Annotated in this window: 21 protein-coding genes and 1 pseudogene; 7 read left to right on the forward strand and 15 right to left on the reverse strand. The window is 53.0% G+C overall.

The annotated features are described in order from the left end of the window. The first annotated feature begins 159 nt into the window (after positions 1-159). Positions 160-522, forward strand: coding sequence for a 5-carboxymethyl-2-hydroxymuconate Delta-isomerase (locus FCN78_RS01065; protein ID WP_069361892.1), 363 nt, complete (start codon positions 160-162; stop codon positions 520-522). A gap of 38 nt (positions 523-560) precedes the next feature. Here FCN78_RS01065 and FCN78_RS01070 read toward each other — a convergent pair whose 3' ends face one another. The 4 genes from FCN78_RS01070 to glpX all read right to left on the reverse strand — a co-directional run bounded on the left by FCN78_RS01070 (position 561) and on the right by glpX (position 3,652). Continuing rightward, a complete protein-coding gene (locus FCN78_RS01070) occupies positions 561-914 on the reverse strand; it encodes a DUF3135 domain-containing protein (RefSeq protein ID WP_077650730.1) in 354 nt (117 codons plus the stop codon). A gap of 237 nt (positions 915-1,151) precedes the next feature. Continuing rightward, entirely contained in the window at positions 1,152-1,895 is a 744-nt protein-coding gene (locus tag FCN78_RS01075) for a ferredoxin--NADP reductase (protein ID WP_069361890.1), read from the reverse strand. 9 nt (positions 1,896-1,904) lie between these two features. After that, positions 1,905-2,525 carry a helix-turn-helix transcriptional regulator gene (locus tag FCN78_RS01080; protein ID WP_077459032.1) on the reverse strand — a complete coding sequence of 207 codons (621 nt, stop codon included), beginning with the start codon at positions 2,523-2,525 and terminating at the stop codon, positions 1,905-1,907. A 119-nt stretch (positions 2,526-2,644) separates the two neighbouring features. Next, on the reverse strand, positions 2,645-3,652 hold the full coding sequence (gene glpX / locus FCN78_RS01085; protein ID WP_069361888.1) for a class II fructose-bisphosphatase: 1,008 nt from the start codon (positions 3,650-3,652) through the stop codon (positions 2,645-2,647). A gap of 291 nt (positions 3,653-3,943) precedes the next feature. On the opposite strand from glpX, the gene zapB reads away from it, so the two are divergent. Continuing rightward, the gene (gene zapB / locus FCN78_RS01090; RefSeq protein ID WP_046074728.1) at positions 3,944-4,186 is read left to right on the forward strand and encodes a cell division protein ZapB; all 243 of its coding nucleotides are present in this window, start codon (positions 3,944-3,946) and stop codon (positions 4,184-4,186) included. Positions 4,187-4,238: 52 nt separating this feature from the next. On the opposite strand, the gene rraA is transcribed toward zapB, so the two are convergent. The 7 genes and pseudogenes from rraA to priA form a co-directional block, all read right to left on the reverse strand. Beyond that, positions 4,239-4,757: a ribonuclease E activity regulator RraA gene (rraA, locus tag FCN78_RS01095; protein ID WP_069361886.1), complete on the reverse strand. Its 519-nt coding sequence runs from the start codon at positions 4,755-4,757 to the stop codon at positions 4,239-4,241. 119 nt (positions 4,758-4,876) lie between these two features. After that, the gene (locus FCN78_RS01100; RefSeq protein WP_069361885.1) at positions 4,877-5,782 is read right to left on the reverse strand and encodes a 1,4-dihydroxy-2-naphthoate polyprenyltransferase; all 906 of its coding nucleotides are present in this window, start codon (positions 5,780-5,782) and stop codon (positions 4,877-4,879) included. A 160-nt stretch (positions 5,783-5,942) separates the two neighbouring features. Continuing rightward, the gene (hslU, locus tag FCN78_RS01105; RefSeq protein WP_069361884.1) at positions 5,943-7,274 is read right to left on the reverse strand and encodes an HslU--HslV peptidase ATPase subunit; all 1,332 of its coding nucleotides are present in this window, start codon (positions 7,272-7,274) and stop codon (positions 5,943-5,945) included. A gap of 2 nt (positions 7,275-7,276) precedes the next feature. Next, a complete protein-coding gene (hslV, locus tag FCN78_RS01110; RefSeq protein WP_069361883.1) occupies positions 7,277-7,813 on the reverse strand; it encodes an ATP-dependent protease subunit HslV in 537 nt (178 codons plus the stop codon). Positions 7,814-7,963: 150 nt separating this feature from the next. Continuing rightward, entirely contained in the window at positions 7,964-8,521 is a 558-nt protein-coding gene (locus FCN78_RS01115) for an SPOR domain-containing protein (protein ID WP_069361882.1), read from the reverse strand. Positions 8,522-8,593: 72 nt separating this feature from the next. After that, a pseudogene (cytR, locus tag FCN78_RS01120) lies at positions 8,594-9,604 on the reverse strand (DNA-binding transcriptional regulator CytR); the annotation flags it as partial. A gap of 169 nt (positions 9,605-9,773) precedes the next feature. Further along, positions 9,774-11,975 (reverse strand): primosomal protein N', encoded by a 2,202-nt coding sequence (gene priA / locus FCN78_RS01125; protein ID WP_077659167.1) that lies wholly within the window; start codon positions 11,973-11,975, stop codon positions 9,774-9,776. A 216-nt stretch (positions 11,976-12,191) separates the two neighbouring features. Between priA and rpmE the strand changes: the two genes are divergently transcribed. Together rpmE and FCN78_RS01135 are read left to right on the forward strand one after the other, a co-directional pair. Continuing rightward, positions 12,192-12,407 (forward strand): 50S ribosomal protein L31, encoded by a 216-nt coding sequence (gene rpmE / locus FCN78_RS01130; protein WP_046074736.1) that lies wholly within the window; start codon positions 12,192-12,194, stop codon positions 12,405-12,407. Positions 12,408-12,665: 258 nt separating this feature from the next. Next, positions 12,666-13,910 carry a malic enzyme-like NAD(P)-binding protein gene (locus FCN78_RS01135; protein WP_077459028.1) on the forward strand — a complete coding sequence of 415 codons (1,245 nt, stop codon included), beginning with the start codon at positions 12,666-12,668 and terminating at the stop codon, positions 13,908-13,910. Positions 13,911-13,988: 78 nt separating this feature from the next. Here the strand turns inward: FCN78_RS01135 and metJ are convergent, their stop codons facing one another. Further along, positions 13,989-14,306, reverse strand: coding sequence for a met regulon transcriptional regulator MetJ (gene metJ / locus FCN78_RS01140; RefSeq protein WP_069361878.1), 318 nt, complete (start codon positions 14,304-14,306; stop codon positions 13,989-13,991). Positions 14,307-14,492: 186 nt separating this feature from the next. Here metJ and metB point away from each other — a divergent pair, with 186 nt between their 5' ends. From metB to metF, 3 genes are all read left to right on the forward strand, one after another. Further along, positions 14,493-15,659 carry a cystathionine gamma-synthase gene (gene metB, locus FCN78_RS01145; RefSeq protein ID WP_077522016.1) on the forward strand — a complete coding sequence of 389 codons (1,167 nt, stop codon included), beginning with the start codon at positions 14,493-14,495 and terminating at the stop codon, positions 15,657-15,659. A gap of 61 nt (positions 15,660-15,720) precedes the next feature. Further along, positions 15,721-18,162: a bifunctional aspartate kinase/homoserine dehydrogenase II gene (locus FCN78_RS01150; protein ID WP_077659168.1), complete on the forward strand. Its 2,442-nt coding sequence runs from the start codon at positions 15,721-15,723 to the stop codon at positions 18,160-18,162. A gap of 261 nt (positions 18,163-18,423) precedes the next feature. Next, the gene (gene metF / locus FCN78_RS01155) at positions 18,424-19,323 is read left to right on the forward strand and encodes a methylenetetrahydrofolate reductase (RefSeq protein WP_069361875.1); all 900 of its coding nucleotides are present in this window, start codon (positions 18,424-18,426) and stop codon (positions 19,321-19,323) included. Between the two features lie 58 nt (positions 19,324-19,381). Here the strand turns inward: metF and FCN78_RS01160 are convergent, their stop codons facing one another. The 3 genes from FCN78_RS01160 to ppc form a co-directional block, all read right to left on the reverse strand. After that, complete coding sequence (locus FCN78_RS01160) at positions 19,382-19,930, reverse strand: PadR family transcriptional regulator (protein ID WP_069361874.1); 549 nt, start codon at positions 19,928-19,930, stop codon at positions 19,382-19,384. A gap of 66 nt (positions 19,931-19,996) precedes the next feature. After that, positions 19,997-21,274 carry an O-acetylhomoserine aminocarboxypropyltransferase/cysteine synthase family protein gene (locus tag FCN78_RS01165; protein WP_069361873.1) on the reverse strand — a complete coding sequence of 426 codons (1,278 nt, stop codon included), beginning with the start codon at positions 21,272-21,274 and terminating at the stop codon, positions 19,997-19,999. Between the two features lie 183 nt (positions 21,275-21,457). Beyond that, on the reverse strand, positions 21,458-24,091 hold the full coding sequence (gene ppc, locus FCN78_RS01170) for a phosphoenolpyruvate carboxylase (RefSeq protein WP_069361872.1): 2,634 nt from the start codon (positions 24,089-24,091) through the stop codon (positions 21,458-21,460). Positions 24,092-24,561: the final 470 nt, after the last annotated feature.

The raw sequence follows: 24,561 nt of genomic DNA on the forward strand, positions 1-24,561 counted from the left end.
CTTTCGTTTTTACCCGTTTTAGGCCAAAAAGGGAACCTTAGGTAGTAAATTTTCATCATAAGGGCAGGCGGGTATCGACAAAAGTGTGACAGTCGCGCTCGTGGTAAGGCAAGACTTTCGGCACTATACGCGTGGGCGTGTTTAATGGAGGGAGGTTTTATGCCCCATCTGGTAATGGAATACACAGACGCACTGGCCGAGCGCGTCAATATTGATCAACTGGTGGATGACTTACACCGTGCTGCGATTGCTACCGGCAGCTTCGACCCCGAGGCCTTAAAATCACGCGCGGTACCGTGCGGTGTGTGGCGTGTGGGGGCACAGGCAGATCGCAGTGAGTTTGTTCATGTTGAATTTCGGTTACTCGCGGGGCGCAGCACCCAGCAAAAAGAAGCGATCAGTGATGCGTTGACCGTGCCGCTGCGTGAGCATGCCGGGCACGTCAGTAGTCTTACGGTAGACGTCCGTGATATGGATACCAGTAGCTACCGTAAGTGGGTGGGTACCACGCGCGCGATGTAGCGCATTTATGCGGGTGTAGGACACTCACACAAGGGTGGCTAAGTGGGACGGTCCGTTCCTTTTGTCACGTCTTTTTTCGCGGCTTGCCCAACGCGAAAGTCCATAATGTCCGCCTGATGACGGCATAGTTCATCGGGGGCGGTAAACGCGGTGGCAAAGCGCGAATACTGGCGCGTCAGTGCTTGGAACAACATCATATTGACGTGTAATGGGTTCTTACCATGATCTATCATTCGATTGATATGGCTTAACATCGCATGTAGCTGAGGTTGGGTGGCGTAAGATGCATTGGCGATGACATCTTCACTCATACTAAGCCTCAATGCTTCTAATGCGTGTGGGTCTGACTCAGCCAGTGCCGCCAACTCATCGAAAGAGGGTAGGGTCTTCATCGCTTACTCCTTACACGCCGCCGATCATCTGATCGTGTTACCAAAGCGTTAATTTAACTATGAGCCGGAGGCTGGAGGGGATCAAATAAGCGATGTCTGGCTATATTGGCGGCCTGAATGAGGATGCAGACGGAGGCGGGGGCAATCGACTGAATCCGAATGGGTTTTTGTGATTAATTCTCGTCGATAAAAATGCCCTGCTTTACCGTATGCGTGTCAGCAAAGCAGGGGATCGGCTTACCAGTAGTGCTCGGTGGTCACGTTGCCTGGTTTACGGCGCAGGTTTTTGCTCAGTCCTTTACCTTCTAAGAGTGTTTTCACTTCTTTGACCATGGCCGGGTTGCCACACAGCATCACTTGGCTGTGTTCAGGCGTGAGGGGCAGACCCACGACCCGCTCGAGTAGCCCATCTTCCAGTGCGTGGGTCACGCGTCCAGAGAGCGCGCCCGCGGTTGGCTCGCGGCTGACGAAAGGTTGAACCACCAACTGATCGGGATACTTTTCTTGCAGCGCGTTAATGCGTGCTTGATAGGTTAAATCGGCGGCGAAGCGTACGGCATGCACCAATATCACTTTACGAAAACGTGACCACAGCTCGCCTTGTTCCATGAGTGAGATGTACGGGCCGATTGCCGTCCCAGTGGCAAACATCCAAAGGTGTTGGCCTTGCGGCACTTCATCGAGGGTAAAGTAGCCAGCCGGATCTTGCGTAATCATCACGTTGTCACCCGGCTCAAGCGCGTGGAGGCGGGGTGACATTAACCCGTCGGCGACACGGGTGGCATAAACTTCTAAATATTTACTTTGTGGAGGATTCACGAACGAGTAGGCACGCTGGATCAACTTGCCATCGATCTCCATGCCGAGTTTTGTGAATTGGCCTGCCTTAAACGGCTCGACAGGGGCGGATAACACCAGGCTGAAGAGATCCTTTGTCCAATGTTGGTTCTCCACGACCTCAGCCTTGATCCAAGTGGCCATATTACCTCCTCACGTCTTTTCTCCAATACGATATGTGCAGCGGCGCTGTCCAGAGACAATGTGCTCTTCGCGTTCGACCCGATAGGCCTCACCGAGCAGGTGGCGGAATAACTGGATTTCTGAGCGGCATAACGCCGGACAGGACTTCGCTGCATGACAGATAGGGCAGTGATGTTCAATCAGTATATAGTCGGTGCCGTCTTGATGAAGCTCGGCCATATATCCCTCGCTCTCTCTAAGATACGTCAAGGTTTGCAATTTAGCCTCTAAATTATCGCAATCTTTGAGCGCGTCTTGATATTGGGCAAAGGTGGCGGCTTCACGTTGGGCAATGACATCGGCAACACCTTGCTCGCCAAACACGTTTTGCACGGAATCGATAAGGGTAATCGATAAATCATGGTGGCTGTCGGCAAACCGCCGATGACCCTGGGCGGTTAGGGACCAATGACGAGAAGGTCTGCCCACTTTAGCGCGGATATCCTCAAAGTCGACCAAGCCATCGCGCTCTAAGCTTTGCAAATGCTGACGTACGCCCATGGTGGTCATGCCGAGCTGATCGGCCAAGACTTTCGCACTTACGCTGCCTTCGCGTTTGATGGTGTGTAGAATGCGGTCAGTGGACTTCATGATTCGATTTCGATTACCCCAATCGTGTCGTCGCAAATAAGTAAAGTAAACTCTTTATAAAAGGATAATCGAAATCGACGGGCTTGACCAGTCTAGGGCCGTATTCACGGCCACTGGGGTTACAGGATGTGCGGTTTGATCGCCGTATCTTTGCGACTTAAATAATGGGTCGAACGGATCCGACGAATGGTGCGGCATTGCCCGCGTACCACCAAGGTTTCTGTGGTGGCTAAATCCCCGTGTCGGGTAATGCCATCGAGCAGATCGCCTTTGGTGATCCCAGTCGCCGCAAATACCACATTATCACTGCTGGCCATGTCCGATAGCGTCAACACCTGATGAGCGGTAATCCCCATTTGCGCGCATCGTGTCATTTCTTGTTCACCGAGCAAGCGGTTGTCTGGGGTATCCCCTTTCACGTCGTGACGTGGTAGCAATCGTCCTTGCATATCGCCGCCCAGGGCCCGGATCACGGCCGCGGATACCACACCTTCTGGTGCACCGCCAATGCCAACCATCACATCGACTTCACTTTCTGGCATACAGGTGAGAATAGAGGCCGCCACATCCCCATCGGGGAAGGCAAAGACACGGATCCCTTGCGCCTGCATGCTGGCAATGATTTCATCATGACGCGGTTTGGCCAAGGTGGCGACCACCAAGCTGTCGAGTGGTTTACCCAACGCTATCGCGACGTTTTCGAGGTTGTCGAGCAAAGGCTTATTGAGGTCAATCGCCCCTTTGGCACCGGGGCCGACCACCAGTTTTTCCATGTACATATCAGGGGCTTTTAAAAAGCTGCCTTTCTCGCCAGCGGCGAGGACTGCCAATGCGTTGGCTTGCCCCATGGCTGTCATTCGCGTGCCCTCAATCGGGTCAACGGCGATATCGACCGCATCGCCGCCTAAACCGACCTGTTCGCCAATGTAGAGCATGGGGGCATCATCAATTTCACCTTCCCCTATCACGATTTCACCGTCGATATCGGTGAGGTTAAGCAGGGTGCGCATTACTTCAACCGCCGCACCATCTGCCGCGTTCTTGTCTCCACGCCCCAGCCATTTGTACCCAGCCAATGCTGCGCCTTCGGTTACGCGCGAGAATGCCAATGCGAGATCACGTTTCATCAGTACTCCGGAAATGTCAGCCACACTAAGACGGGCCTTAGCCCAATTTGCGCGCAAGTCTACCAGAAAGAGAAAACGTTTGCGTGGAGTCGGGGCGGGCGTTTTTGTCTCATCCGGAAGGGCGATGACAAAAGGCGCTGCTTTTTTGCGCACTTGTATGCGAGCAGGTAGCGAGAACAGTGGCAGTCTGGTATCACCTGAGTACAATAAAGCCGGGGTGCACGTTCCGTTGCACGGGTTGCTGCGCATGAGGCAGTAACGGGATCAATCGTCAGAAATAAGGTGGCCTTGATGTCATTGGAAGTATTAGAACAACTCGAAGCTAAAGTACAAATGGCGGTGGATACCATTTCGCTGCTACAAATGGAAATCGAAGAACTCAAAGAAAAGAACGGCTCACTAGAGCAAGATGCCGTCGCGGAAAAAGAGCGCCGTGAGCAGCTTGAGCAGGAGAACGCTAAACTGCGCGATGAGCAGCAAGCATGGCAAGATCGCATTCGGAGCTTGCTAGGTAAAATTGAGAACGTTGAATAAACAAAAACAGAGCCAATTGGCTCTGTTTTGCTATTCGGTATCAGACGACGAGTCAGTCGTCGTCTTCCGCATCGTCGAGGTCTTCGTCTGCCATGGTCAGCGCATCCGGTGAAAGGATCACGCCAGTGGTGTCGGCATAAACATGATCATCGGGCAAGAAAGTGACGCCGCCAAAGTTGACGGGTACATCCGTTTCACCGATACCTTGCTCATCAGTCCCCACTGGAATCGAAGCCAGTGCTTGAATGCCGATATCGATTTCATCGATGGTATCGACATCACGAACACAACCGTAAACAATCATGCCAGCCCAGTCGTTGTCAGCGGCAAGCTGCGCAATCTCGCCGTCAATAAGGGCGCGACGTAACGAACCGCCGCCATCAATCAGCATAATTCGCTGCTCGCCGTCTTGCTCGGCCATTTCACGAATTAACCCATTGTCCTCAAAGCATTTTACTGTGGTAATTTGGCCACCAAACGAGCTGCGGCCCCCATAAGAGCTAAACATTGGCTCCACGACATCCACGTGTTCGGGGTACATGTCGCATAGTTCCGAGGTATTATATTCCATAGTCTAACTTCTTGTTGAGGCAGAAAAAGGCTGGCAAGCTAGCGTTGCCAACATGGCAAGTCCAAGTATAACGAGCCCATAAGGGTTTGCAATGTTAAAGCGGCCAATCTGTGGCCTAATTAGACCAACAGCATACCCGTCATAAATAGGCCATTAGTGATCAGTGCACAACGCACCATGGTTCCCATCATGGGGCGCAGGGCGCTGGCATTAGTGGCTTGATAGACGTCACGCCCGTGGCGCGCCAGAAATGGGACACCAGCGAGGAACAACCAACCCAACCAAGCTTGCAAGGTAAGGGCAGCAAACAAGGAATAACAAACGATAGCGCCGGCCAGCAAGATCACGTGATACTGACGCCCGCGCTCCGGCCCTAAACGCACCACCAAGGTATGCTTACCACAAGCGCGATCGTTATCAATATCTCGTAAATTGTTGATGTTTAATACGCCCACCGCCAGCAAGCCGCAAGCGGTGGCAGGAAGTATGATTAAAGAATCAATATGGCCGACCTGCAAATAATAGGTGCCGGCCACCCCGAGCCAGCCAAAAAACATCAGTACCGATAAATCCCCCAGCCCGCGATAGCCATACGGTTTGTTGCCCACGGTGTAGGTAATGGCTGCCACAATCGCCATCACGCCAAGCAGCAAGAAACTGATAATGTCGGTCGGTTGTTGGCAGGCTATCGCAATCAGTGAGCCACCACTGAGTAGGGTCAAACCAATATTGAGCATGAGCGCGCGGCGCATGGTGGTCAGGCTGACATGGCCGGATTGGATAGCGCGCATGGGGCCGATACGCGTCGCGTTATCCGTGCCTTTTAGTGCATCACCATAGTCGTTCGCGAGGTTAGACAGGATCTGCAGCAATAAGGCAGTCACCAGCGCCATCAAGCTGATTGACCATGACAGGCTCCCTTGTGAGGCGGCGACAGCACTGCCGGACAAAATCGAGGTAACGGCCAGCGGTAGGGTTTTAGGTCGCGCCGCATCCAGCCATATCGCAAGAGTAGAAGGCCGCATAGCGATCCTCAAGACGAAAAAACGATGCCACTATTATCGCGCAAGCGGGGAGAGGAGTAACCCATTGTTGGCTGAAATCCGACTTGCTATTGCGCTAGCTCAACTTTTGATGCAAAAAAGGGCAGCGTTTGCTGCCCTAGTGTTGTGGTCTCTCGCACGCTTAGAGGATGAAACGACTCAAATCTTCGTCGTCAACTAACTCTTCGAGGTGGCGGCGGACATAATCGGCATCGACGGTGACGCTTTGACCGGCACGCTCGCTGGCGTCGTATGAGACCTCTTCCATCAAGCGCTCCATCAAGGTATGTAGACGACGGGCACCGATGTTTTCGGTTTTCTCGTTCACACGCCATGCGGCAGAGGCAAGCTCATCAATACCACTTTCCTCAAACGTCAGATCAATGTCTTCGGTTTTCAGCAGTGCGGTATATTGCTGGGTGAGCGAGGCATTTGGCTCGGTGAGGATCCGCTTGAAGTCATCGGTAGATAGTGCTTCAAGCTCAACACGGATGGGCAAGCGGCCTTGCAATTCCGGGATCAGATCAGACGGCCGTGATACTTGGAAAGCGCCTGAGGCGATAAACAAGATATGGTCGGTTTTGATCATCCCGTGCTTGGTGGACACTGTGCTGCCCTCGACCAATGGCAAGAGATCGCGTTGCACCCCTTCGCGAGATACATCGCCACCGCTGGTGTTGCCTGATTTACAGATCTTATCGATTTCATCCACGAACACGATACCGTTGTTCTCCACCATGTGGATGGCTTGCTCTTTGATTTCTTCTTGGTTAACCAGCTTGGCGGCTTCTTCCTCGGTCAGTGCTTTCATGGCGTCTTTGATTTTCATCTTACGCTTTTTGGTGCTGTTGCCACCGAGGTTTTGGAACATGCTTTGCAGCTGGTTGGTCATCTCTTCCATGCCTGGTGGCGACATGATTTCTACGCCCATTTGTGGGGCGGCGACATCGACTTCCACTTCTTTATCATCAAGCTGGCCTTCGCGTAACTTTTTACGGAAGCTTTGCCGCGTTGAAGAGTCCTCTTGGCTGTCCTCGTTTTGGCCCCATGCGTCGCGTGCGGGTGGCAGCAAGATATCGAGGATACGATCTTCTGCTTGTTCTTCTGCGCGGAATTTGACCTTTTCCATCGCTTGCTGCTGGGTCATGTTCATCGCCACATCCGCGAGATCGCGAATAATGGTTTCTACTTCTTTCCCTACATAACCCACTTCGGTGAATTTGGTGGCTTCCACCTTGATGAAAGGCGCGTTCGCGAGTCGTGCCAACCGGCGAGCGATCTCTGTTTTGCCCACACCGGTTGGACCAATCATCAAGATGTTTTTTGGGGTGACTTCCGCACGCAGCTCTTCGGCAAGCTGCATTCGGCGCCAGCGGTTTCGCAGTGCGATCGCCACCGCACGTTTGGCATTGTCTTGACCGATAATGTGACGGTCAAGCTCATGCACGATTTCGCGTGGAGTCATTTCAGACATCACTAATCCTGTTTCTTACTCTCGAGTTCTTCAACCGTGTGTTGCTGGTTAGTAAACACACATATATCACCGGCGATGGTTAGCGCTTTCTCTGCGATCTCGCGGGCATCTAACGCCGTGTTTTCAAGCATAGCAACGGCGGCGGCTTGGGCATAGTTGCCGCCAGAGCCAATGGCGATCAAGTCGCGCTCTGGTTCAACCACATCGCCGTTACCGGTAATGATCAATGAGGCGGTTTCATCGGCGACCGCCAGTAGGGCCTCTAATCGACGTAGCGCGCGATCAGTACGCCATTCCTTAGCAAGTTCAACGGCCGCTTTGGTTAGGTGCCCTTGGTGTAATTCAAGCTTGCGCTCGAAGCGCTCAAATAAGGTGAAGGCATCAGCAGTGCCGCCAGCAAATCCGGCGAGTACTTGGCCGTTATACAAGCGGCGAACTTTTCGGGCATTGCCTTTCATGACAGTATTGCCGAGTGACACTTGGCCATCGCCAGCAATAACCACTTTACCTTCGCGACGAACGGAGACGATTGTAGTCACGGGAACCTCTTTCTTTGTGTCTGGTACACCAGATGGGTGATTACTGTATGAGGTTGGGCTTTACCGATCACTTTTCAAGGGGTGAGGAGAGGATTTCAATCAAGGCTGGGCAAGGAATAGACTTGGCCCAGCCGATACAATGCAGCAGTGTTATTCCCAGTACCAAATGGCACAAGGTTCAACTCCGGCGCGTCGGAGCATATTACGGTCACGCTCTGCTTGACGCTTACGCGGGTAAGGACCCAATACCACGCGGTACCAGGTGCCTTTTTCCCCTTGGCTTATCTTGATTTGGCTTTCTAGCCCTTGAAAGGCAATGATCGCTTTACGCTCATTCGCCTGATCTTGACTGCGGTACGCGCCGCATTGCATCAGATAAGGACGCGTGGATTGTGGCAGTGCTTTGGCCTTCACTTCCACCTCTTTACTCTCCAGCTCCTCGATGTAACTCCATTTTTCTTCAGGCTTTTTAGGCAGATGTGCCTTATCGCTCTGCGCGGAAGGCTGAGGCTGTGCGTTTGTTGCCGGTTTAGGCGCGGGCGCGTCAGTGTTGCTCAATAGGTACAGGCCATAGCCAAACGCGCCAACCAAGCAGACAGCCAGTAACGCCCACTTTAATGGGAAACGAGCACGCGCTTTGGGTGGTTGCCGACGGGTATTTTTTTTACGCGGTGCTTTACCACGTTTTACGTAATCACGAGTTGCCACAGCAAATATTCAAATTCAAAAAGCCAGTAAAGCGTTCATGTTACTGGCTTCGACCCGTGCTGACCAGTCTTACTACCGAGACGGTGGGGCAACGCTCTCACGGATCACTAACTTGGCATCTAAAAGCCGTGATCCTGCGTTCACTTCACGCCCTTGCAAGGTGTTGAGCAGCATTAACATGGCCTGACGACCAATGTCATAGCGAGGTTGGGAGACGGTGGTCAGGGGAGGATCGCAATATTCCGCGAACTGGATGTCATCAAATCCGACAATCGAAATATCTTGCGGTACGCGCATGCCTAAGCGTTTGGCTTGTTGCATTGCGCCCACGGCCATCACGTCGCAATGACAGAAGACGGCGGTGGGTGGCTCGGGCAGGGAGAGTAGGTTGGTCATTGCCCGTGCCCCCGAGGCAAAGCTGAAATCCCCCACCACGCTGTAGGCTGGGTTGACGGTAATCCCCGCGCGCTGTAGTGCTTGCTGATAACCTTGCGAGCGGAATTGTGTCAGTGCGGTTTCTGGTACCCCAGTAATATTGGCGATACGGGTGTGGCCGACTTGGGTGAGGTAATTGACCGCCTCAAACGCGGCAGTTAGGTTGTCGATATGCACCGTCGGCAGTTCAAGATCCGGGGCATACTCACAGGCCATCACCAGCGGCGGCAGGTTTTTCTGCTCGGGCTTACTCACATCAAAGGGCACATCGGCGCCCAGCAGTAGCATGCCGTCTGCCTGCTTGGTGAACACCAAGTTGACGAATGAGTTTTCGCGGTGGTGTTGTTGGGCACTATCGCCGAGCAAAACCAGGTAACCGTGCTCCATCGCCGCTTCCTCGATCCCGCGGATGATCTCACTAAAGTAAGGATCGCAGATATCCGGGACGATAGCGACGATGGTTTTGGACTCGTTGCGGCGTAAATTACGCGCAAGTGAGTTAGGGGAATAGCCAGCTTCTACGACCGCTTGCTCAACCTTTTTACGGGTTGTGGCCGAGACCTTTTCAGGGTTCATCAGCGCGCGTGATACGGTTGCTGTAGATACACCGGCAATGTGGGCAACGTCCTTCATTGTCGCCATAATGACAGTCCTCTTGTTATCTGTATTGTGAGATCAGACAGTTATTAGCTCATCTGACCTGTTCTCTTAGCCAATTGCGGCCTTATTCTACCTAGCCTTGTCCGATTTAAACACGGACAAGCTAACACTTATTGCAATGAAAGTGTGATTGCTGTCGCTTTAATGCAAGGGAATATTAAGAAAGGTCTTGCGGCTCGACGTCTAATGACCATCTGACTTTACGTGACAAGGGGAGCTGTTGGATGGCCGGAAGTGCCACCTGGAGCCATTGCTGCATCACTTTTCGGCTGGGTGCTTGAATGAGGAGCTGCCACCGATAGCGACCCGCGCGTTTCGCCATGGCGGCGGGCATCGGCCCCATAATATGACATTCATCCTGTTGAACCGGTGAGGCAGCCAGTGTTTGACGGACTTGTTGTAAAAACTGCTGGACACTGTTTTCTTCATGCCCATCGGCGCGAAAGAGGCTAAGAAACGTGTAAGGCGGCAGCCATGCCTGACGCCGTTCATTTAACGCCGATTCGGCAAAGGCTTGATAGCCTTTGTGCACTAAAGATTGGATCAGGGTGTGTTCTGGATGATGGGTCTGTAATAACACGGTACCTGGTTTGCTGGCGCGGCCGGCGCGCCCGGCCACCTGAACCATCAATTGGGCTAAACGCTCAGGCGCGCGAAAATCATTGCTGAACAGCGCCCCGTCCACATCGACTAAGGCGACCAGGGTGACGTTAGGAAAGTGATGGCCTTTGGCGAGCATTTGTGTGCCCAGTAGAATTTGATACTCACCTTTTTCAATATCGGCCAAGTAACCTTCAAGGCTCCCTTTTCGCCGGGTATTATCGCGATCAATGCGAACGGTATTGTATTCGGGAAACAACTCGCCAAGCTGGGATTCGAGTTGCTCGGTGCCTACGCCAACACTAATCAACTGGGTAGAACCACAGTCGCCACATTGCGGGGGCACTCGTTTTTGGTGGCCGCAGTGATGGCAGCGTAACTCTTGGTGTCGCTGATGAAGGGTGTAGTAGGCATCACAGCGTTGGCAGTTCGCCAGCCAGCCACACTCATGGCACATCATCGCCGGCGCATAACCGCGGCGATTTAAAAACAGCATCACCTGGTTACCTTGTTGCAAGTGCTGGCGCATTTCAGCAATCAGCGGCGCAGACAAGCCGGCTTCCAAATGATGGCCTTTGATATCGAGTATCCCTTGCCGGGCGGTGACCGCATTACCAGGACGTTGAGTCAGTTTGAGGTACTGGTATTTGCCGGTCTTTGCGTTATGCAAGCTTTCTAGCGACGGCGTGGCTGAGCCCAAGATCACCGGTACGTTTTCTTCATGCCCCCGCATAACGGCTAGATCGCGGGCGTGATAGCGAAAGCTATCTTGCTGTTTATAAGAGGGGTCGTGTTCCTCATCGATAATGATGATGCCAAGCTTTTCCATGGGGGTAAAAAGTGCAGAGCGGGTACCAATCACAATGGCTGCTTGGTTTTCGCGTGCGGCCAGCCAAGCGTTGAGACGGTCGGTATCGCTGAGCCCTGAATGCATCACGGTCACAGGGACAGCAAAGCGACGCTCAAAACGGCGAATGGTTTGTGGTGTCAGGCCAATTTCTGGCACCAAGATTAGCGCTTGCTGGCCGCGTGCGAGCACCGGTTCTAGCACATTGAGGTAAACCTCGGTTTTGCCTGAGCCTGTGATCCCCTCTAATAACGCGCAGGCAAAACCATCGCTGGCATTGAGGGTGGCAACCGCCATCGCTTGCTCGTGATTAAGCGTCGGCTTTTCTTCAGTGACCGCAAAGCTTTTTACCCAAGCATTGGCCTGAGAAGGGGGCGAGTAGGGCGCGATCCAGCCTTTTTCTGCCACTGTTTTGAGTACCGGCGCGCCGATGTCTTGTTCGATTAAGTCGGCTTGGGTGGCCGGGCCGTGAGTGAGCAGCTGCAACACTCGGGCTTGTTTGGGGGCGCGGCTCAGGCCTGATAGAGGTTGGTTTTGTCCTGATTCGGTAATTTGCCACCATTTTTGTTGCTGTAATGTCGCCGGGCGTCCTTTACGCAGCGAAGTCGGCATCACCGCCCCCATCGCATCGCCAAGCGGGTGATGGTAAAAGCGACTGGCCCATTGCAAAAGGTTATAAACGGCGGGGGTCCAGACCGGTTGCGCGTCGAGTACGGTATCAATTGCTTTGAGTTGGCTGGTTTCCACACTGGCCGTGGACGACAAGCCGGTAACGATGCCGACTTTATGCTGGCGTCCAAACGGCACCTTGACGCGCCCGCCGACGACCGGATGCTGATCGTCTGCGATACGGTAATCAAAGGTTTTCGGCAAAGGGACAGGCAACGCTACCTGAGCAAATTGTTCCATCACAACATCTTATTGGCCAGAAGGAATCTCAGTGTAACGGTTAGCCACACGTTGGCAAAGCCTTGATGCCTTTCAGCTGGCGCTATGATTGCACAAAAAAGTTGCGAAAAAGAGGGCGCTTGATTAGAATTGCGCGCCTTAGAAAATGTTTGTTAACGACGTGTGGTGCCCGGCTTAGGATCGGGAGAGCGACACGGCCTTCAAGATGAGGTTATCCCTATGAAAGCTGGTATCCATCCAGAGTACAAAGCCGTCACAGCAAAATGCTCTTGCGGTAACGAATTCGCGTTCAGCACAACCCTAGGCAAAGACATCTACCTAGACGTGTGTGACAAGTGTCACCCATTCTACACTGGTAAGCAGCGTATCCTTGATACCGGTGGCCGTGTTGACCGCTTTAAGAAGCGTTTCGGTGCCCTTAGCAGCAAAAAATAAGCCGCTATTGACCGAATACAGAGAAGGGACGCATCAGCGTCCCTTTTTTTGATCGTATCGTCCTTGTATTGGGGTAACAGGTCCGAGCATCATCGTGAATGCGTGTTAGCACTGGTGGACGTTTGCTCCCTGCGTTACCATCTTTATGCGAATGCAAACCTTCCCTGTGTGGTTTGTCGAGTGTCTGGCTAATATCGTTCACGCTTCCCTGGCGATATTGGTTATCTATCCCTTCACGATAATAATTAGGAACACTAGATGTCGGACGATAAACGCCAGCAAGCGCTGGATTATCATGCATACCCTACTCCCGGAAAAATTTCTGTTGAATTGAGCAAACCGGCCGACTCGGCCGCGGATCTCGCCCTAGCGTATAGTCCTGGTGTGGCTGAGCCAGTGCGAGAGATAGCGCAAGACGCGGATGCGGTTTACCGCTATACGGGTAAAGGCAACATGGTGGCGGTGATCTCAAACGGCACCGCGATTTTGGGATTGGGGAACTTAGGCCCGATGGCTTCTAAGCCCGTCATGGAAGGTAAAGCGTTATTATTCAAGCGTTTTGCCGGTTTGGACTCGATTGATATTGAAGTGAAACACCGCACTATCGATGAGTTCGTTGATACCGTGGCCAATATTGCTGACACCTTTGGCGGTATCAACCTCGAAGATATTAAAGCCCCTGATTGTTTTGAAATTGAAAAACAACTGATTGCACGGTGCGAAGTGCCTGTATTCCATGATGACCAACACGGTACTGCCATCGTGACTGCTGCCGGCATGCTTAACGCGCTCGAGCTACAAGGCAAAGATATCCGTGAGGCGACGGTGGTGTGCATGGGTGCTGGCGCGGCCGCGGTTGCCTGTATGGAACTATTAATAAAATGTGGTGCGCAGCGAGAAAAAATCTATATGTTGGATCGTAAAGGCGTGATCCATACGCGCCGTGATGATATCAACAAATACAAGCAGCTGTTTGCCAATAACACCGATAAACGTACCCTCGAAGATGTGATTGAAGGCGCGGACATGTTCGTTGGCGTATCTGGCCCAGACTTACTCTCACCAGAGGCCTTGAAGCTGATGGCAGACAAGCCCGTGATATTTGCCTGCTCGAATCCGGATCCTGAAATCCACCCGGATGTGGCACATCAAGTCCGTGATGATCTGATCATGGGAACCGGGCGTTCGGATTACCCCAACCAGGTCAATAACGTACTCTGTTTCCCGTTTATTTTCCGTGGTGCATTGGATGTGCGTGCCAGTGAAATTAACGATGCGATGAAACTGGCCGCGGTCGAGGCCATTCGCAGTTTGGCCAAAGAGCCGGTGCCACAAACAGTATTAGACGCCGCCGGCTTGTCTTCGCTGAGCTTTGGTCCTGATTACATCATTCCCAAGCCCATGGACGCGCGTTTGTTGCCGAAAGTAGCACGTGCAGTGGCGCTGGCGGCCGTCGAAACCGGCGTAGCTCGTATCGAGATGCCAGAAAACTATATGATGTAGCGAGGCATGTTGTCATGCGTAAGTGGCAGACAGCACGATGCTGCAGGTAATGAAAAACCCGCCGGTTGGCGGGTTTTTTTAGTATTCGCTATCGTCGAATTCGATACCCAGCTCTTTCATGATCCGACGCGCTTCGGCGGGGATGCTGTCGGGTTTATCCTTACGGATATCGTCATCGGTTGGCAGAGGTTGACCGGTGTAGGCATGAAGAAATGCCTCACACAACAACTCGCTGTTGGTCGCGTGACGCAGGTTTTGCACCTGACGACGAGTGCGCTCATCAGTAAGAATTTTTAGTACTTTTAATGGGATAGAGACGGTGATCTTCTTTACCTGCTCTTTCTTTTTACCATGTTCGGCATACGGATTAATGTAGTCGCCGTTCCACTGCGCCATGTCTCACCTATCTTGATTAAGGAATACCCAGGATGATGCTGCGGAGATTTTAGCTATATTAACCGCCACATGCAAAGGAGTGTAGACGTCTAGAAGTGTTGACGTCCCAAAAAGCGACGGGTAAGGTGGCAGTATGACGCCTGGATCACGCCCACCATGCGCAAACCAGACTAGCAAGGACAGATCATGACAGAGAAAAAAACCGACACCATCGCCGTTCGCACTGGGATTGGCACCGACACCCAGCACCATGCGGTAGTGCCTCCCTTGTATTTATCGACCAATTACCGTTTCCCGGCTCTGGGGGATGTGCCTACCTACGACTACGCGCGAGGCGGCAACCCAACCCGTGCGCAGTTGGAACAAGCGCTGACTGACTTAGAGGGGGGCGCGGGTGCGGTAGTGACTAACTGTGGTATGTCGGCGATAAACTTGGTGTTATCTCTATTGGAGGCAGGTGATCATATCGTCGCCCCGCACGATTGTTATGGCGGCACCTATCGCTTGCTCGAATCACGCGCCAAACAAGGCATTTGGCAGGTGAGTTTTGTCGATCAATCCGACCATGAGGCGTTGGCGCAGGCATTGGCTAAGCAGCCCAAGTTGGTGCTGGTGGAAACTCCATCCAATCCACTCTTACGCGTGGTCGATATCGCAGAAATAAGCCAAAAGGCTCATCAAGTTGGGGCCTGGGTGGTGGTGGATAACACCTTTTTATCGCCCGCCTTGCAAAAGCCGTTTGCGCTGGGCGCGGATATGGTGGTCCATTCCACCACCAAGTTTATTAATGGTCACTCCGATATTGTCGGTGGTGTGGTGGTCGCGCGTACGGATGAATTGGCAGATGCACTGGCTTGGTGGGGAAATTGCTTAGGGGCGACGGGCAATGCCTTTGACAGTTATATGACATTGCGAGGGTTGCGTACACTGGGCGCGCGCGTTAAACAACACCAGCATAACACTGAAGCGGTACTGAGCTACCTACAAACGGTGCCGGCGGTGCGGAAAATATACTATCCCGGGTTGGCCTCTCACCCTGGCCACCAAATTGCGGCGCGCCAGCAAGCGGGGTTTGGTAGCATGCTGAGCCTAGAGTTAGAGACCGACCAAGCCGGTGTGGCGCGGTTTATCGACGGCCTTTCGTTATTTGCTCTGGCCGAATCGCTAGGGGGCGTGGAAAGCTTGATCACTCACCCTGGCTCGATGACGCACCGAGCTATGAGTGACGCAGCGCAAGCAGAAGCCGGCATTTCGCCGACCTTATTACGCTTGTCGATTGGATTAGAAGATGCGCAAGATTTGGTCGCCGATTTGGCGAATGCTTTTGCCCGTTTAGGGGGCAACCCCCGATAGAGGCTGCGCAGCCGTGCGCGCCGTTTTACCGAGATTGATAGACATTAAGAGAGACCTTGCCATGCATGCGCAACCGATGGAAACGTCCCCAGAGTCACCACGCCAATTACACAAGTTTGGTGGCAGTAGCCTTGCGAGCCCTGATTGCTATCGCCGCGTGGTCGATGTATTGACCGCGCATGCGAGCCAGCAAGACTTGATCGTGGTATCTGCGGCAGGAAAAACCACTAACCAGCTGATCATGTGGTTGGCGCAATTAGACAAGGATGGACGAGTGGCGCATGAGACCTTGCAAACGGTGCGCGCCTTCCAGCAAGATTTGATTGAAAACTTGGTGGATGGAGAGACAAAACAACAGCTGGTGGATGCACTTTATGCGGATATTGCCACCATCGCGTCGCTGGGCGATAAGGGCGTGAGTGAAAATGACAAAGCTTACGTGCAAGGTTTTGGTGAGGTCTGGTCGGCGCGCCTGTTGGCCCAGTTATTGAAGCAGCATCAGCGTGCGGCGGTGATGTTAGACTCACGCCAGTGTTTGCGCGCCGAGCGCGCCGCTCAACCAGAAGTGGATCGGGGTGCGTCCTGGCCTTTACTGCAAAATCAGCTTTCGCAGCATAGCGATACACATGTGGTGATCACCGGGTTTATGGCACAAAACCAAGCGGGAGAGACGGTGCTGTTGGGGCGCAATGGCTCCGATTACTCGGCTACTGTCTTGGGGGCGCTGGCGGGCGTCAGCCGTGTGACTATTTGGAGTGATGTCGCCGGGGTGTATAGCGCCGATCCTCGCCATGTTGATAATGCCTGTTTGCTACCTTTGATTCGTCTTGACGAGGCGGGCGAGCTGGCGCGTCTGGCTGCCCCTGTGCTGCATAGCCGCACCTTACAGCCGGTAGCGCAAAGTGCCACCGACCTAACCTTGCGTTGCACCCAAGCGCCGGATAGCGGCTCAACACGTATTGAACGCGTATTAGCCACCGGGCGCGGGGCAAAAATCATTACGGCGTTGGATGAGGTAAGCTTACTCCAGTTTGATGTTGCGCGAGGACAAGACTTTCAGGCGATAAAGCAGGAGCTTAGTCGGATTTTGTCACAGCTGAAGGTGCAGCCACTGGCAACCGATTATCAAGACGATCAATACCGAATATTGTTGGCATTTACCACAGAAGTGGTGGCGCTAGTAATGGCGCAAATTCAAGATGCTGGCCTTTCGGCTGAACTCAAACTGCGTGAAGGTTTTACCATGGTGGCGGCCGTAGGAGCGGGCGTGGTGAACAATCCCGTCCATTGCCATGGCTTTTATCAACAACTGAAATCCCAACCGGTGGAGTTTATCAGTGAGTCTGCGTCCGGGCTGAGCATGGTGGCGATCCTTCGCCAAGTACATACTCAAGCCCTCGTCGCTAGCTTGCATGATGCCTTGTTTCAAGCCCAGCGCCGTATTGGTTTGGTGCTAGTAGGGAAAGGTAATATTGGTACCCGCTGGTTAAGCCTTTTTGCCGATCAAAAAGCACACCTGGAAAAACGCCATGGCAAGGAAGTGTCATTGATCTCAGTGGTGGACAGTCGCAACCAGTGGCTTGATTTCGCCGGCATTGATGCCACGCAGGTATTAGAGGGGTTTGATGAGCGTTGCGAGCCTTATTTTGATGACGAATGGCTCACCCGCCTACTTAATCACCCGTATGACGATGTGATTGTATTGGATGTCACCGCCAGTGCGTCATTAGCGTACTTGTACCCGCGACTGGCAGAGCATGGCTTTCACTTAATCTCCGCGAACAAAGAAGCGGGGGCCGCGCCAGCCGAGCAGTATCACGCGATTCAGCAGGCGTTTAGCAAAACCGGGCGCCATTGGCTCTACAATGCGACCGTGGGCGCAGGGTTACCCATTAACTACGCGGTGCAAGATCTGCGTGAAAGTGGCGACACGATTGTTGCGCTGTCTGGGATCTTTTCTGGCACCTTGTCGTGGCTGTTCTTGCAATTTAGTGGTGAAGTGCCATTCAGCGTATTACTGGAACAAGCATGGCAGCAAGGGCTCACCGAGCCTGATCCGCGGGATGATCTGTCGGGTGCCGACGTGGTGCGTAAATTGGTGATTTTGGCACGCGAAGCGGGCATGTCGCTTGAGCCAGAGCAGGTCAAGGTCGAGTCCCTGGTGCCTAAATCACTGGCTGATCTGTCTTTGGATGCGTTTCTTGATCATGCCCACCAAATGGATGAACAACTACAAGAGCGATTAGACAAGGCGCATAAAAACCGGTCAGTGCTCCGCTATGTCGCGCGCTTAAATGCTGATGGTAAAGCGCAAGTGAGCCTAGAAACCTTACCCAGCGAGCACCCATTGGCCCACCTGTTGCCGTGTGACAATGTGTTTGCGATTGAAAGCCAATGGTATCGCGAAAATCCATTAGTCATTCGTGGCCCTGGGGCGGGACGCGATGTTACGGCGGGCGCCATTCAATCCGACTTAAATCGCTTGATAAGTCGCCTTCACTAGTCTGCTCTTGGATAACCGTGATCAAGCTGTCTACGCGTTGCGTAGACAGCTTTTTTTGTGTGAAACATGGGCAATCTAGGCGCATTTTGGTGGCCGCGTCGTCTATCTTCATCACACCATGAGTATTTTTCATGGCCCGTATCGTTGACATTTTCATCGAATCACGACAATCTTTAGACATATGGACGTCTAAACGTATAAGTATAAAACACAGCAGATACAGTCATACTGAACAGCGCCGTTCGGTGTCAGGGAGAGGATATGAGCTACACGCACGCAGGCCACATTGATGCACTCAATCAGAATATTGCTGACTTAGATGGCGATATTAATGTCTCATTCGAGTTTTTTCCGCCCAGCACCCCAACCATGGAGGAGACGCTGTGGAACTCCGTGCATCGCTTAAAAGCGCTCAAACCTAAGTTCATGTCGGTGACCTATGGCGCCAACTCGGGTGAGCGTGATCGCACCCATGACATCGTGAAAAGCATTCATGATCAAACCGGTATCGCCGCTGCGCCCCATCTAACCTGCATTGATGCCACTGAAGATGAGCTTCGCCACATTGCCCGCGACTATTGGCAGAATGGCATCCGTGACATTGTGGCGTTACGCGGGGATTTACCCTCGCCAGAGAAAAAGCCGGATATGTATGCGGTGGACTTGGTGCGTTTGCTCAAAGAGGAGCATGACTTTGATATCTCGGTTGCCGCTTACCCTGAGGTACATCCAGAAGCGAAAAGCGCACAGGCGGATTTAATTAACCTTAAACGCAAAGTGGATGCGGGGGCCAGCCGTGCCATTACCCAGTTTTTCTTCGATGTTGAAAGCTATCTGCGCTTTCGTGACCGCTGTGTGGCCGCGGGGATTGATGTGGAGATTGTGCCGGGGATTTTGCCCGTCTCTAACTTCAAGCAGGCGTCACGCTTTGCCAAGATGACCAATGTGCGTGTGCCGCAGTGGATGCACAAACAGTATCAAGGATTGGAAGATGATCCCGTCACGCGCCAGATGGTGGGCGCCTCGATTGCGCTTGATATGGTGCGGGTGCTAAGCCGCGAAGGGGTGAAAGATTTTCACTTTTATACCCTTAACCGTGCGGAATTAACCTATGCCCTGTGTCATACCTTGGGGGTTCGCCCACTTGCGGTCACACCTTAAAAATGCGCCCCGGTTATGTCGGGGCGTATTAGGTTGCGTGTTGTGTTTGTTGTATTGATTAAGCACTGGCCGCGAGCATAGTGAGTTCGTCGCGCACTTCCTGCGCCCAGGCCAACCAGGCGCGGCGTTGATGAATACTGCGTCGCAGTGCGAGGCGCATTAAACGTTGTTGTGAGGTCAGTAGTGTGACTTGGCCATATTCACGTTGTTCCAGTAGCGTATAGTGATTAAGTAGCTGCTGAGACTCGGCAATCAAGTTATTCACATGATCCAGCATGGGAGCGGGGTCGAGCACCTCACAACTGAGTAATCTTGCCACGTACTCGTCACGCGGTGGCGCTAACTTGGGCGTTTGAATAAACCACGCTTCTAGCATGTCGGTGCCAACAGGCGTGATGGCGTACACCTTTCTATCCGGTTTCCCGACTTGCGGTTCAAGCCGGTAGGTGACCGCACCTCGATCGGCGAGCTTATTGAGTTCACGATATACCTGTTGATGGCTGGCTTTCCACACATTACTGATGGTGGTGGAAAACGCCTTGGTAATATCATAACCCGTCGCCTCACAGTTGCTTAGCACTGTCAGTATTACATGGGGAAGTGACATCTCTTATATCCACAGTTTTGTTGGTACAACGATTGTTTAGCCCGGGAGCGGCTAGCCTTCTTTGGGCTATTTCGCCGTCGCCAAGGCTTGTTCTAAGTCGGCAATGATGTCATCGATATGCTCAATGCCGACACAAAGACGGATCATCTCGGGTGTCACCCCGGCTTTCGCTTGCTCTTGCTCGTTCAACTGGCGGTGCGTGGTCGAGGCGGGATGGCACGCCAGTGACTTGGCGTCACCAATATTCACCAAGCGCTTGAAAAGATTCAGCGCATCATAAAATTTCACTCCCTCGTCAAAGCCGCCTTTTAAGCCGAATGACAGCAATGAGGCCGGCAGTCCACCGCGGATAAGCGACTTAGCACGTTGGTAATGAGGGTGATTGAGTTGACCGGCATAGTTGACCCACGCCACGGCCGGGTGATTGGCAAGGTAATCGGCCACGGCTTTGGCGTTCTCGCAATGGCGCTCCATACGTAGGCTTAAGGTTTCTAACCCCTGCATCAACATAAAAGCATTCATCGGCGAGAGGGCCGCGCCACTGTTACGTAGCGGCACTGTACGTGCGCGGGCAATAAACGCGGCTGGGCCAAAGGTCTCACTATAAACCACGCCGTGATAGGCCGGCTCCGGTTGTGAGAATTGCGGGAAGCGGGCTTGATGTGCCACCCAGTCAAAGGTGCCGCCATCGACAATTATACCGCCAAGGGTAGTGCCATGACCGCCAATGTACTTGGTGAGTGAGTGCACCACGATATCGGCACCATGCTCAATCGGTTTGCACAGAACAGGCGTGGCGACGGTATTATCGACGACCAAGGGGACCCCATGCGCGTGAGCGACCTTGGCAAAACCGGGGATATCCGCGATATTGCCGGCAGGGTTACCAATCGACTCGCAATAGACCGCTTTGGTGTTGTCATCAATCAGCGCCTCAATCGCACTGGCGTCGTCACTGGGGGCAAAACGTACTTCAATGCCTTGCTCGGGGAGCATATGGGCAAACAAGGTATAGGTGCCCCCGTAAAGCTGTGGTGTGGCGACGATGTTATCACCGGCCTTGGCGAGAGTTTGCATGGTATAGGTGATGGCGGCCGCACCAGCACTGACACAAAGCCCCGCGATACCGCCCTCTAATGCCGCCACCCGTTGCTCCAACACGTCGTTGGTCGGGTTCATTATCCGAGAGTAGATATTGCCTGGAACATCAAGGTTGAACAGGTCAGCACCGTGTTGGGCATTATCGAACTCGTAAGCGACGGTTTGATAGATAGGGGTGGCCACCGATTTGGTGGTAGGGTCGGTCTGGTAGCCGTGATGAATCGAGAGGGTTTCGTCTTTCATGGCAATTCCTTTGCGTTGTTGGGTCGCGTCAGTGCGACCTTCAATAGTAATAATATTATCAATGTAACAGCAAGCATTCGCTGACGCTTTAGCGAAAAAAAACGAGCAGCGGTCTCTGTGACACGACAAATCGATACAAAAACAAAAAAGCCGCACCCGAGGGTACGGCTTGACTAACAAGGATTAGCCGGTATTACGCAGGCCGGCGGCAATCCCCGCGATGGAGATCATCAAGGCATCGTCGAGCGATTGGTCCGGATCCGCTTGCTGACGCGTGCGGTATAACAGCTCGGCTTGCAGCATATTGAGCGGCTCGACGTAAATATTACGTAAGCGAATCGCTTCCGCCCCCCACGGGTTTTGCTCCATCAGGTTATCGCTGTTTTCCACCGCCAGTACCACTTGGATATCTTGGCGCAACTGATCCCGCAAGGATTCACCCAACGGCCAGAGGCTTTCATCGACCAAGCGCTGATCATAGTACTTGGCAATATCGAGGTTGGTTTTGGTAAACACCATCTCCAGCATCCCAAGACGGGTGGAGAAAAACGGCCATTCGCGGCACATTTCTTCCAGCTGGGCTTTGTGGCCTTTTGCAATGGCGTGATCGATCGCTTGTCCAGCCCCCAGCCAAGCCGGCAGCAATAAACGATTTTGACTCCAGGCGAAAATCCAAGGAATCGCCCGCAAGCTCTCGACACCGCCATCGGGATTGCGTTTGGAAGGGCGCGACCCCAATGGCAGTTTGCCTAACTCAAGCTCCGGCGTGGTAGAGCGGAAGTAAGGCACAAATTGCTCATGACCACGCACCACATCACGGTAGGCTTGGCAGGAGATGTCACTCAAGGTGTCCATCAGCTGACGCCATTCCTGCTTAGGCTCCGGTGGTGGCAGCAAGTTCGCTTCCAAAATCGCGCTAGTGTACAGGTTTAAGCTGTTAACGGCGACGTCGGGCAGCCCCAGCTTGAAGCGGATCATCTCCCCTTGCTCGGTCACCCGTAGGCCACCTTTTAGGCTGCGAGGAGGCTGTGAGAGCAAAGCCGCATGTGCAGGCGCGCCGCCGCGGCCAACCGTCCCGCCGCGGCCATGGAAAAGGGTGAGATTAACCCCCTGCTCATCGCATAAATTGACCAAGGCTTCCATGGCGCGATATTGCGCCCACCCGGCAGACATTACCCCAGCGTCTTTGGCGGAATCCGAGTAACCGATCATCACCATTTGAACGTTCTGGGTAAAGCCACGGTACCAATCAATGGCTAGCAGCTCCCCAATCACTGCCTCGGCATTATTCAGATCATCCAAGGTTTCGAACAACGGACACACGTCCATACGGAACGAGCAGCCGGCTTCTTTCAGCAATAGATGCACGGCCAGCACGTCGGAGGCGGTGCGTGCCATGGAAATCACATAGGCACCCAAGGCTTCGCGTGGCTGTTCGGCGATCACGCGGCAGGTGTCGATCACCTCTTGTACCTCAGGTGACGGTGACCAATCACGCGGCAGCAACGGACGTTTAGACGCCAGTTCGCGGGTTAAGAAGGCTTGCTTGTCTTGCTCGCTCCATTGGGCGTAATCGCCCATCCCCAAATAACGGGTCACTTCTGAGAGCACATCGGCATGGCGGGTACTTTCTTGGCGAATATCGAGCTTGATCAGGTGTACACCAAAACATTGCACGCAGCGAAGCACATCAAGCAACTTGCCGTCGGCAATAATGCCCATGCCACAGTGGTGGAGAGACTGGTAACACGCCAGTAATGGTTGCCACAACTGCTGGGTGTCGGTCAGGATCCCTTGTGAGGAGGCGCGCTCGCCTTTCAGTTTGGCGTCCAAATAGCTCAGGGTGTGCGTTAGCTGACTGCGCAAGGTTTTGAGGATGGCGCGATACGGTTCGTGTGCCTCGCCGGCCATCTCACGCACAGTGTCATCACACTGGGTCATTGACAGTTCACTGATCAAATCCTGGACATCGCGCAAATACAAATCCGCCGCTTTCCAGCGTGATAACAGCATCACTTCACGGGTGACCTCGCTGGTGACATACGGGTTACCGTCGCGGTCGCCACCCATCCACGAGGAAATTTGTACTGGCTTGGCATCAATGGGCAAGTTGATATCGAGATGGCTTGCAAGCTGCTGATCAAATTGGCGTAAAAACGCGGGCACCGCTTGCCACAGTGAATTTTCAATCACCGCGAAGCCCCACTTGGCTTCATCAAGCGGGGTAGGTCGGTCTTGGCGGATCACATCGGTGTGCCAGGCTTGCGCAATCAACTGCTCGAGACGTTTCTCGGTTTTGGCGCGCTCTGCCGCCCCCAAATGTTCACTGAGCTCTAATTTCGATAAACATTTATTAATCTGCACCAAGTTATGAATGGTGGTACGGCGTGCGATTTCGGTCGGGTGAGCGGTCAGGACTAACTCAATTTTTAAATCGGCGATCGCTTGTTGCGCGTCATTGGCATTAATTTCACCTTGGCTGACACGGCGGAGTAAATCGTCGATAGCATCCGGGCTGCACTCCAGCGCGTCGCATTGACGCGATACGGTGTGATATTGCTCGGCGATATTAGTCAGATTCAAAAATTGGCTAAAGGCGCGGGCGACCGGAAGCAGTTGGTCAGCCGGCAAGTTTTGCAGCACGGTTTTCAGCTTAGCATGATCGTCCTGATTGCCAGCGGCAGCCGATTTTGAGAGCTGACGAATTTCCTCAACTTTTTCTAAGAGTGCGGGGCCATGGGCATCTTGGATGGTGTTACCCAGCAGGCGGCCAAGCATACTGACATTGCTTTTTAAGGCAGAGTACTTTTCGTTCATAGCGTATCCATTCTGTAACAAAGTTACATCCTACTGTGACTGTAAAGAACCAATCTAGCGAATATTGCGCGATCGGGTCAACTTAACCGCAAATTAGCGCGAAAACTGGCCGCCGGATTTGATGCTTATCATAGAGCCACCCCAAAAGCTGAAAAAAAGTTTCAGCTTTCAGGTTTGCCAGTCTTCCGAGGGCTTCTCCGCGCCCGCCATATCGCGACTTTCTCGTGAATAGCGTCAGTGTCATTTGCATGGTTAGATGGAATTATTGCTCTAATATGAATGAATAGACATTAAAAGTGATTTTTTACTCTTTTTGGGGTTGACGGCCAAACGGGAATGCGATAAAAATAACCATTCACTATTTATGAATAAAAATATTTTATTGAGAGTTGACCATGATGCCACTCGCTGCCAAACACAACGCCCTTTCTGCTCGACGACGCTAGCCTGCTTTGCGTGGCTATCGGCTA

This window comes from Salinivibrio kushneri (assembly GCF_005280275.1).
In the GTDB taxonomy this organism is placed as follows: domain Bacteria; phylum Pseudomonadota; class Gammaproteobacteria; order Enterobacterales; family Vibrionaceae; genus Salinivibrio; species Salinivibrio kushneri.

What these genes read in the sequence shown, in the direction of transcription:
- FCN78_RS01135 (WP_077459028.1), top strand. Translation starts at nt 12,666, where the DNA reads ATGTCGGACGATAAACGCCAGCAAGCGCTGGATTATCATGCATACCCT.
- FCN78_RS01150 (WP_077659168.1), top strand. Translation starts at nt 15,721, where the DNA reads ATGCATGCGCAACCGATGGAAACGTCCCCAGAGTCACCACGCCAATTA.
- metF (WP_069361875.1), top strand. Translation starts at nt 18,424, where the DNA reads ATGAGCTACACGCACGCAGGCCACATTGATGCACTCAATCAGAATATT.
- FCN78_RS01080 (WP_077459032.1), bottom strand. Translation starts at nt 2,525, where the DNA reads ATGAAGTCCACTGACCGCATTCTACACACCATCAAACGCGAAGGCAGC.
- glpX (WP_069361888.1), bottom strand. Translation starts at nt 3,652, where the DNA reads ATGAAACGTGATCTCGCATTGGCATTCTCGCGCGTAACCGAAGGCGCA.
- FCN78_RS01075 (WP_069361890.1), bottom strand. Translation starts at nt 1,895, where the DNA reads ATGGCCACTTGGATCAAGGCTGAGGTCGTGGAGAACCAACATTGGACA.
- metJ (WP_069361878.1), bottom strand. Translation starts at nt 14,306, where the DNA reads ATGGCGCAGTGGAACGGCGACTACATTAATCCGTATGCCGAACATGGT.
- FCN78_RS01160 (WP_069361874.1), bottom strand. Translation starts at nt 19,930, where the DNA reads ATGTCACTTCCCCATGTAATACTGACAGTGCTAAGCAACTGTGAGGCG.
- FCN78_RS01100 (WP_069361885.1), bottom strand. Translation starts at nt 5,782, where the DNA reads ATGCGGCCTTCTACTCTTGCGATATGGCTGGATGCGGCGCGACCTAAA.
- metB (WP_077522016.1), top strand. Translation starts at nt 14,493, where the DNA reads ATGACAGAGAAAAAAACCGACACCATCGCCGTTCGCACTGGGATTGGC.
- rpmE (WP_046074736.1), top strand. Translation starts at nt 12,192, where the DNA reads ATGAAAGCTGGTATCCATCCAGAGTACAAAGCCGTCACAGCAAAATGC.
- FCN78_RS01070 (WP_077650730.1), bottom strand. Translation starts at nt 914, where the DNA reads ATGAAGACCCTACCCTCTTTCGATGAGTTGGCGGCACTGGCTGAGTCA.
- zapB (WP_046074728.1), top strand. Translation starts at nt 3,944, where the DNA reads ATGTCATTGGAAGTATTAGAACAACTCGAAGCTAAAGTACAAATGGCG.
- ppc (WP_069361872.1), bottom strand. Translation starts at nt 24,091, where the DNA reads ATGAACGAAAAGTACTCTGCCTTAAAAAGCAATGTCAGTATGCTTGGC.
- hslU (WP_069361884.1), bottom strand. Translation starts at nt 7,274, where the DNA reads ATGTCTGAAATGACTCCACGCGAAATCGTGCATGAGCTTGACCGTCAC.
- FCN78_RS01065 (WP_069361892.1), top strand. Translation starts at nt 160, where the DNA reads ATGCCCCATCTGGTAATGGAATACACAGACGCACTGGCCGAGCGCGTC.
- rraA (WP_069361886.1), bottom strand. Translation starts at nt 4,757, where the DNA reads ATGGAATATAATACCTCGGAACTATGCGACATGTACCCCGAACACGTG.
- FCN78_RS01165 (WP_069361873.1), bottom strand. Translation starts at nt 21,274, where the DNA reads ATGAAAGACGAAACCCTCTCGATTCATCACGGCTACCAGACCGACCCT.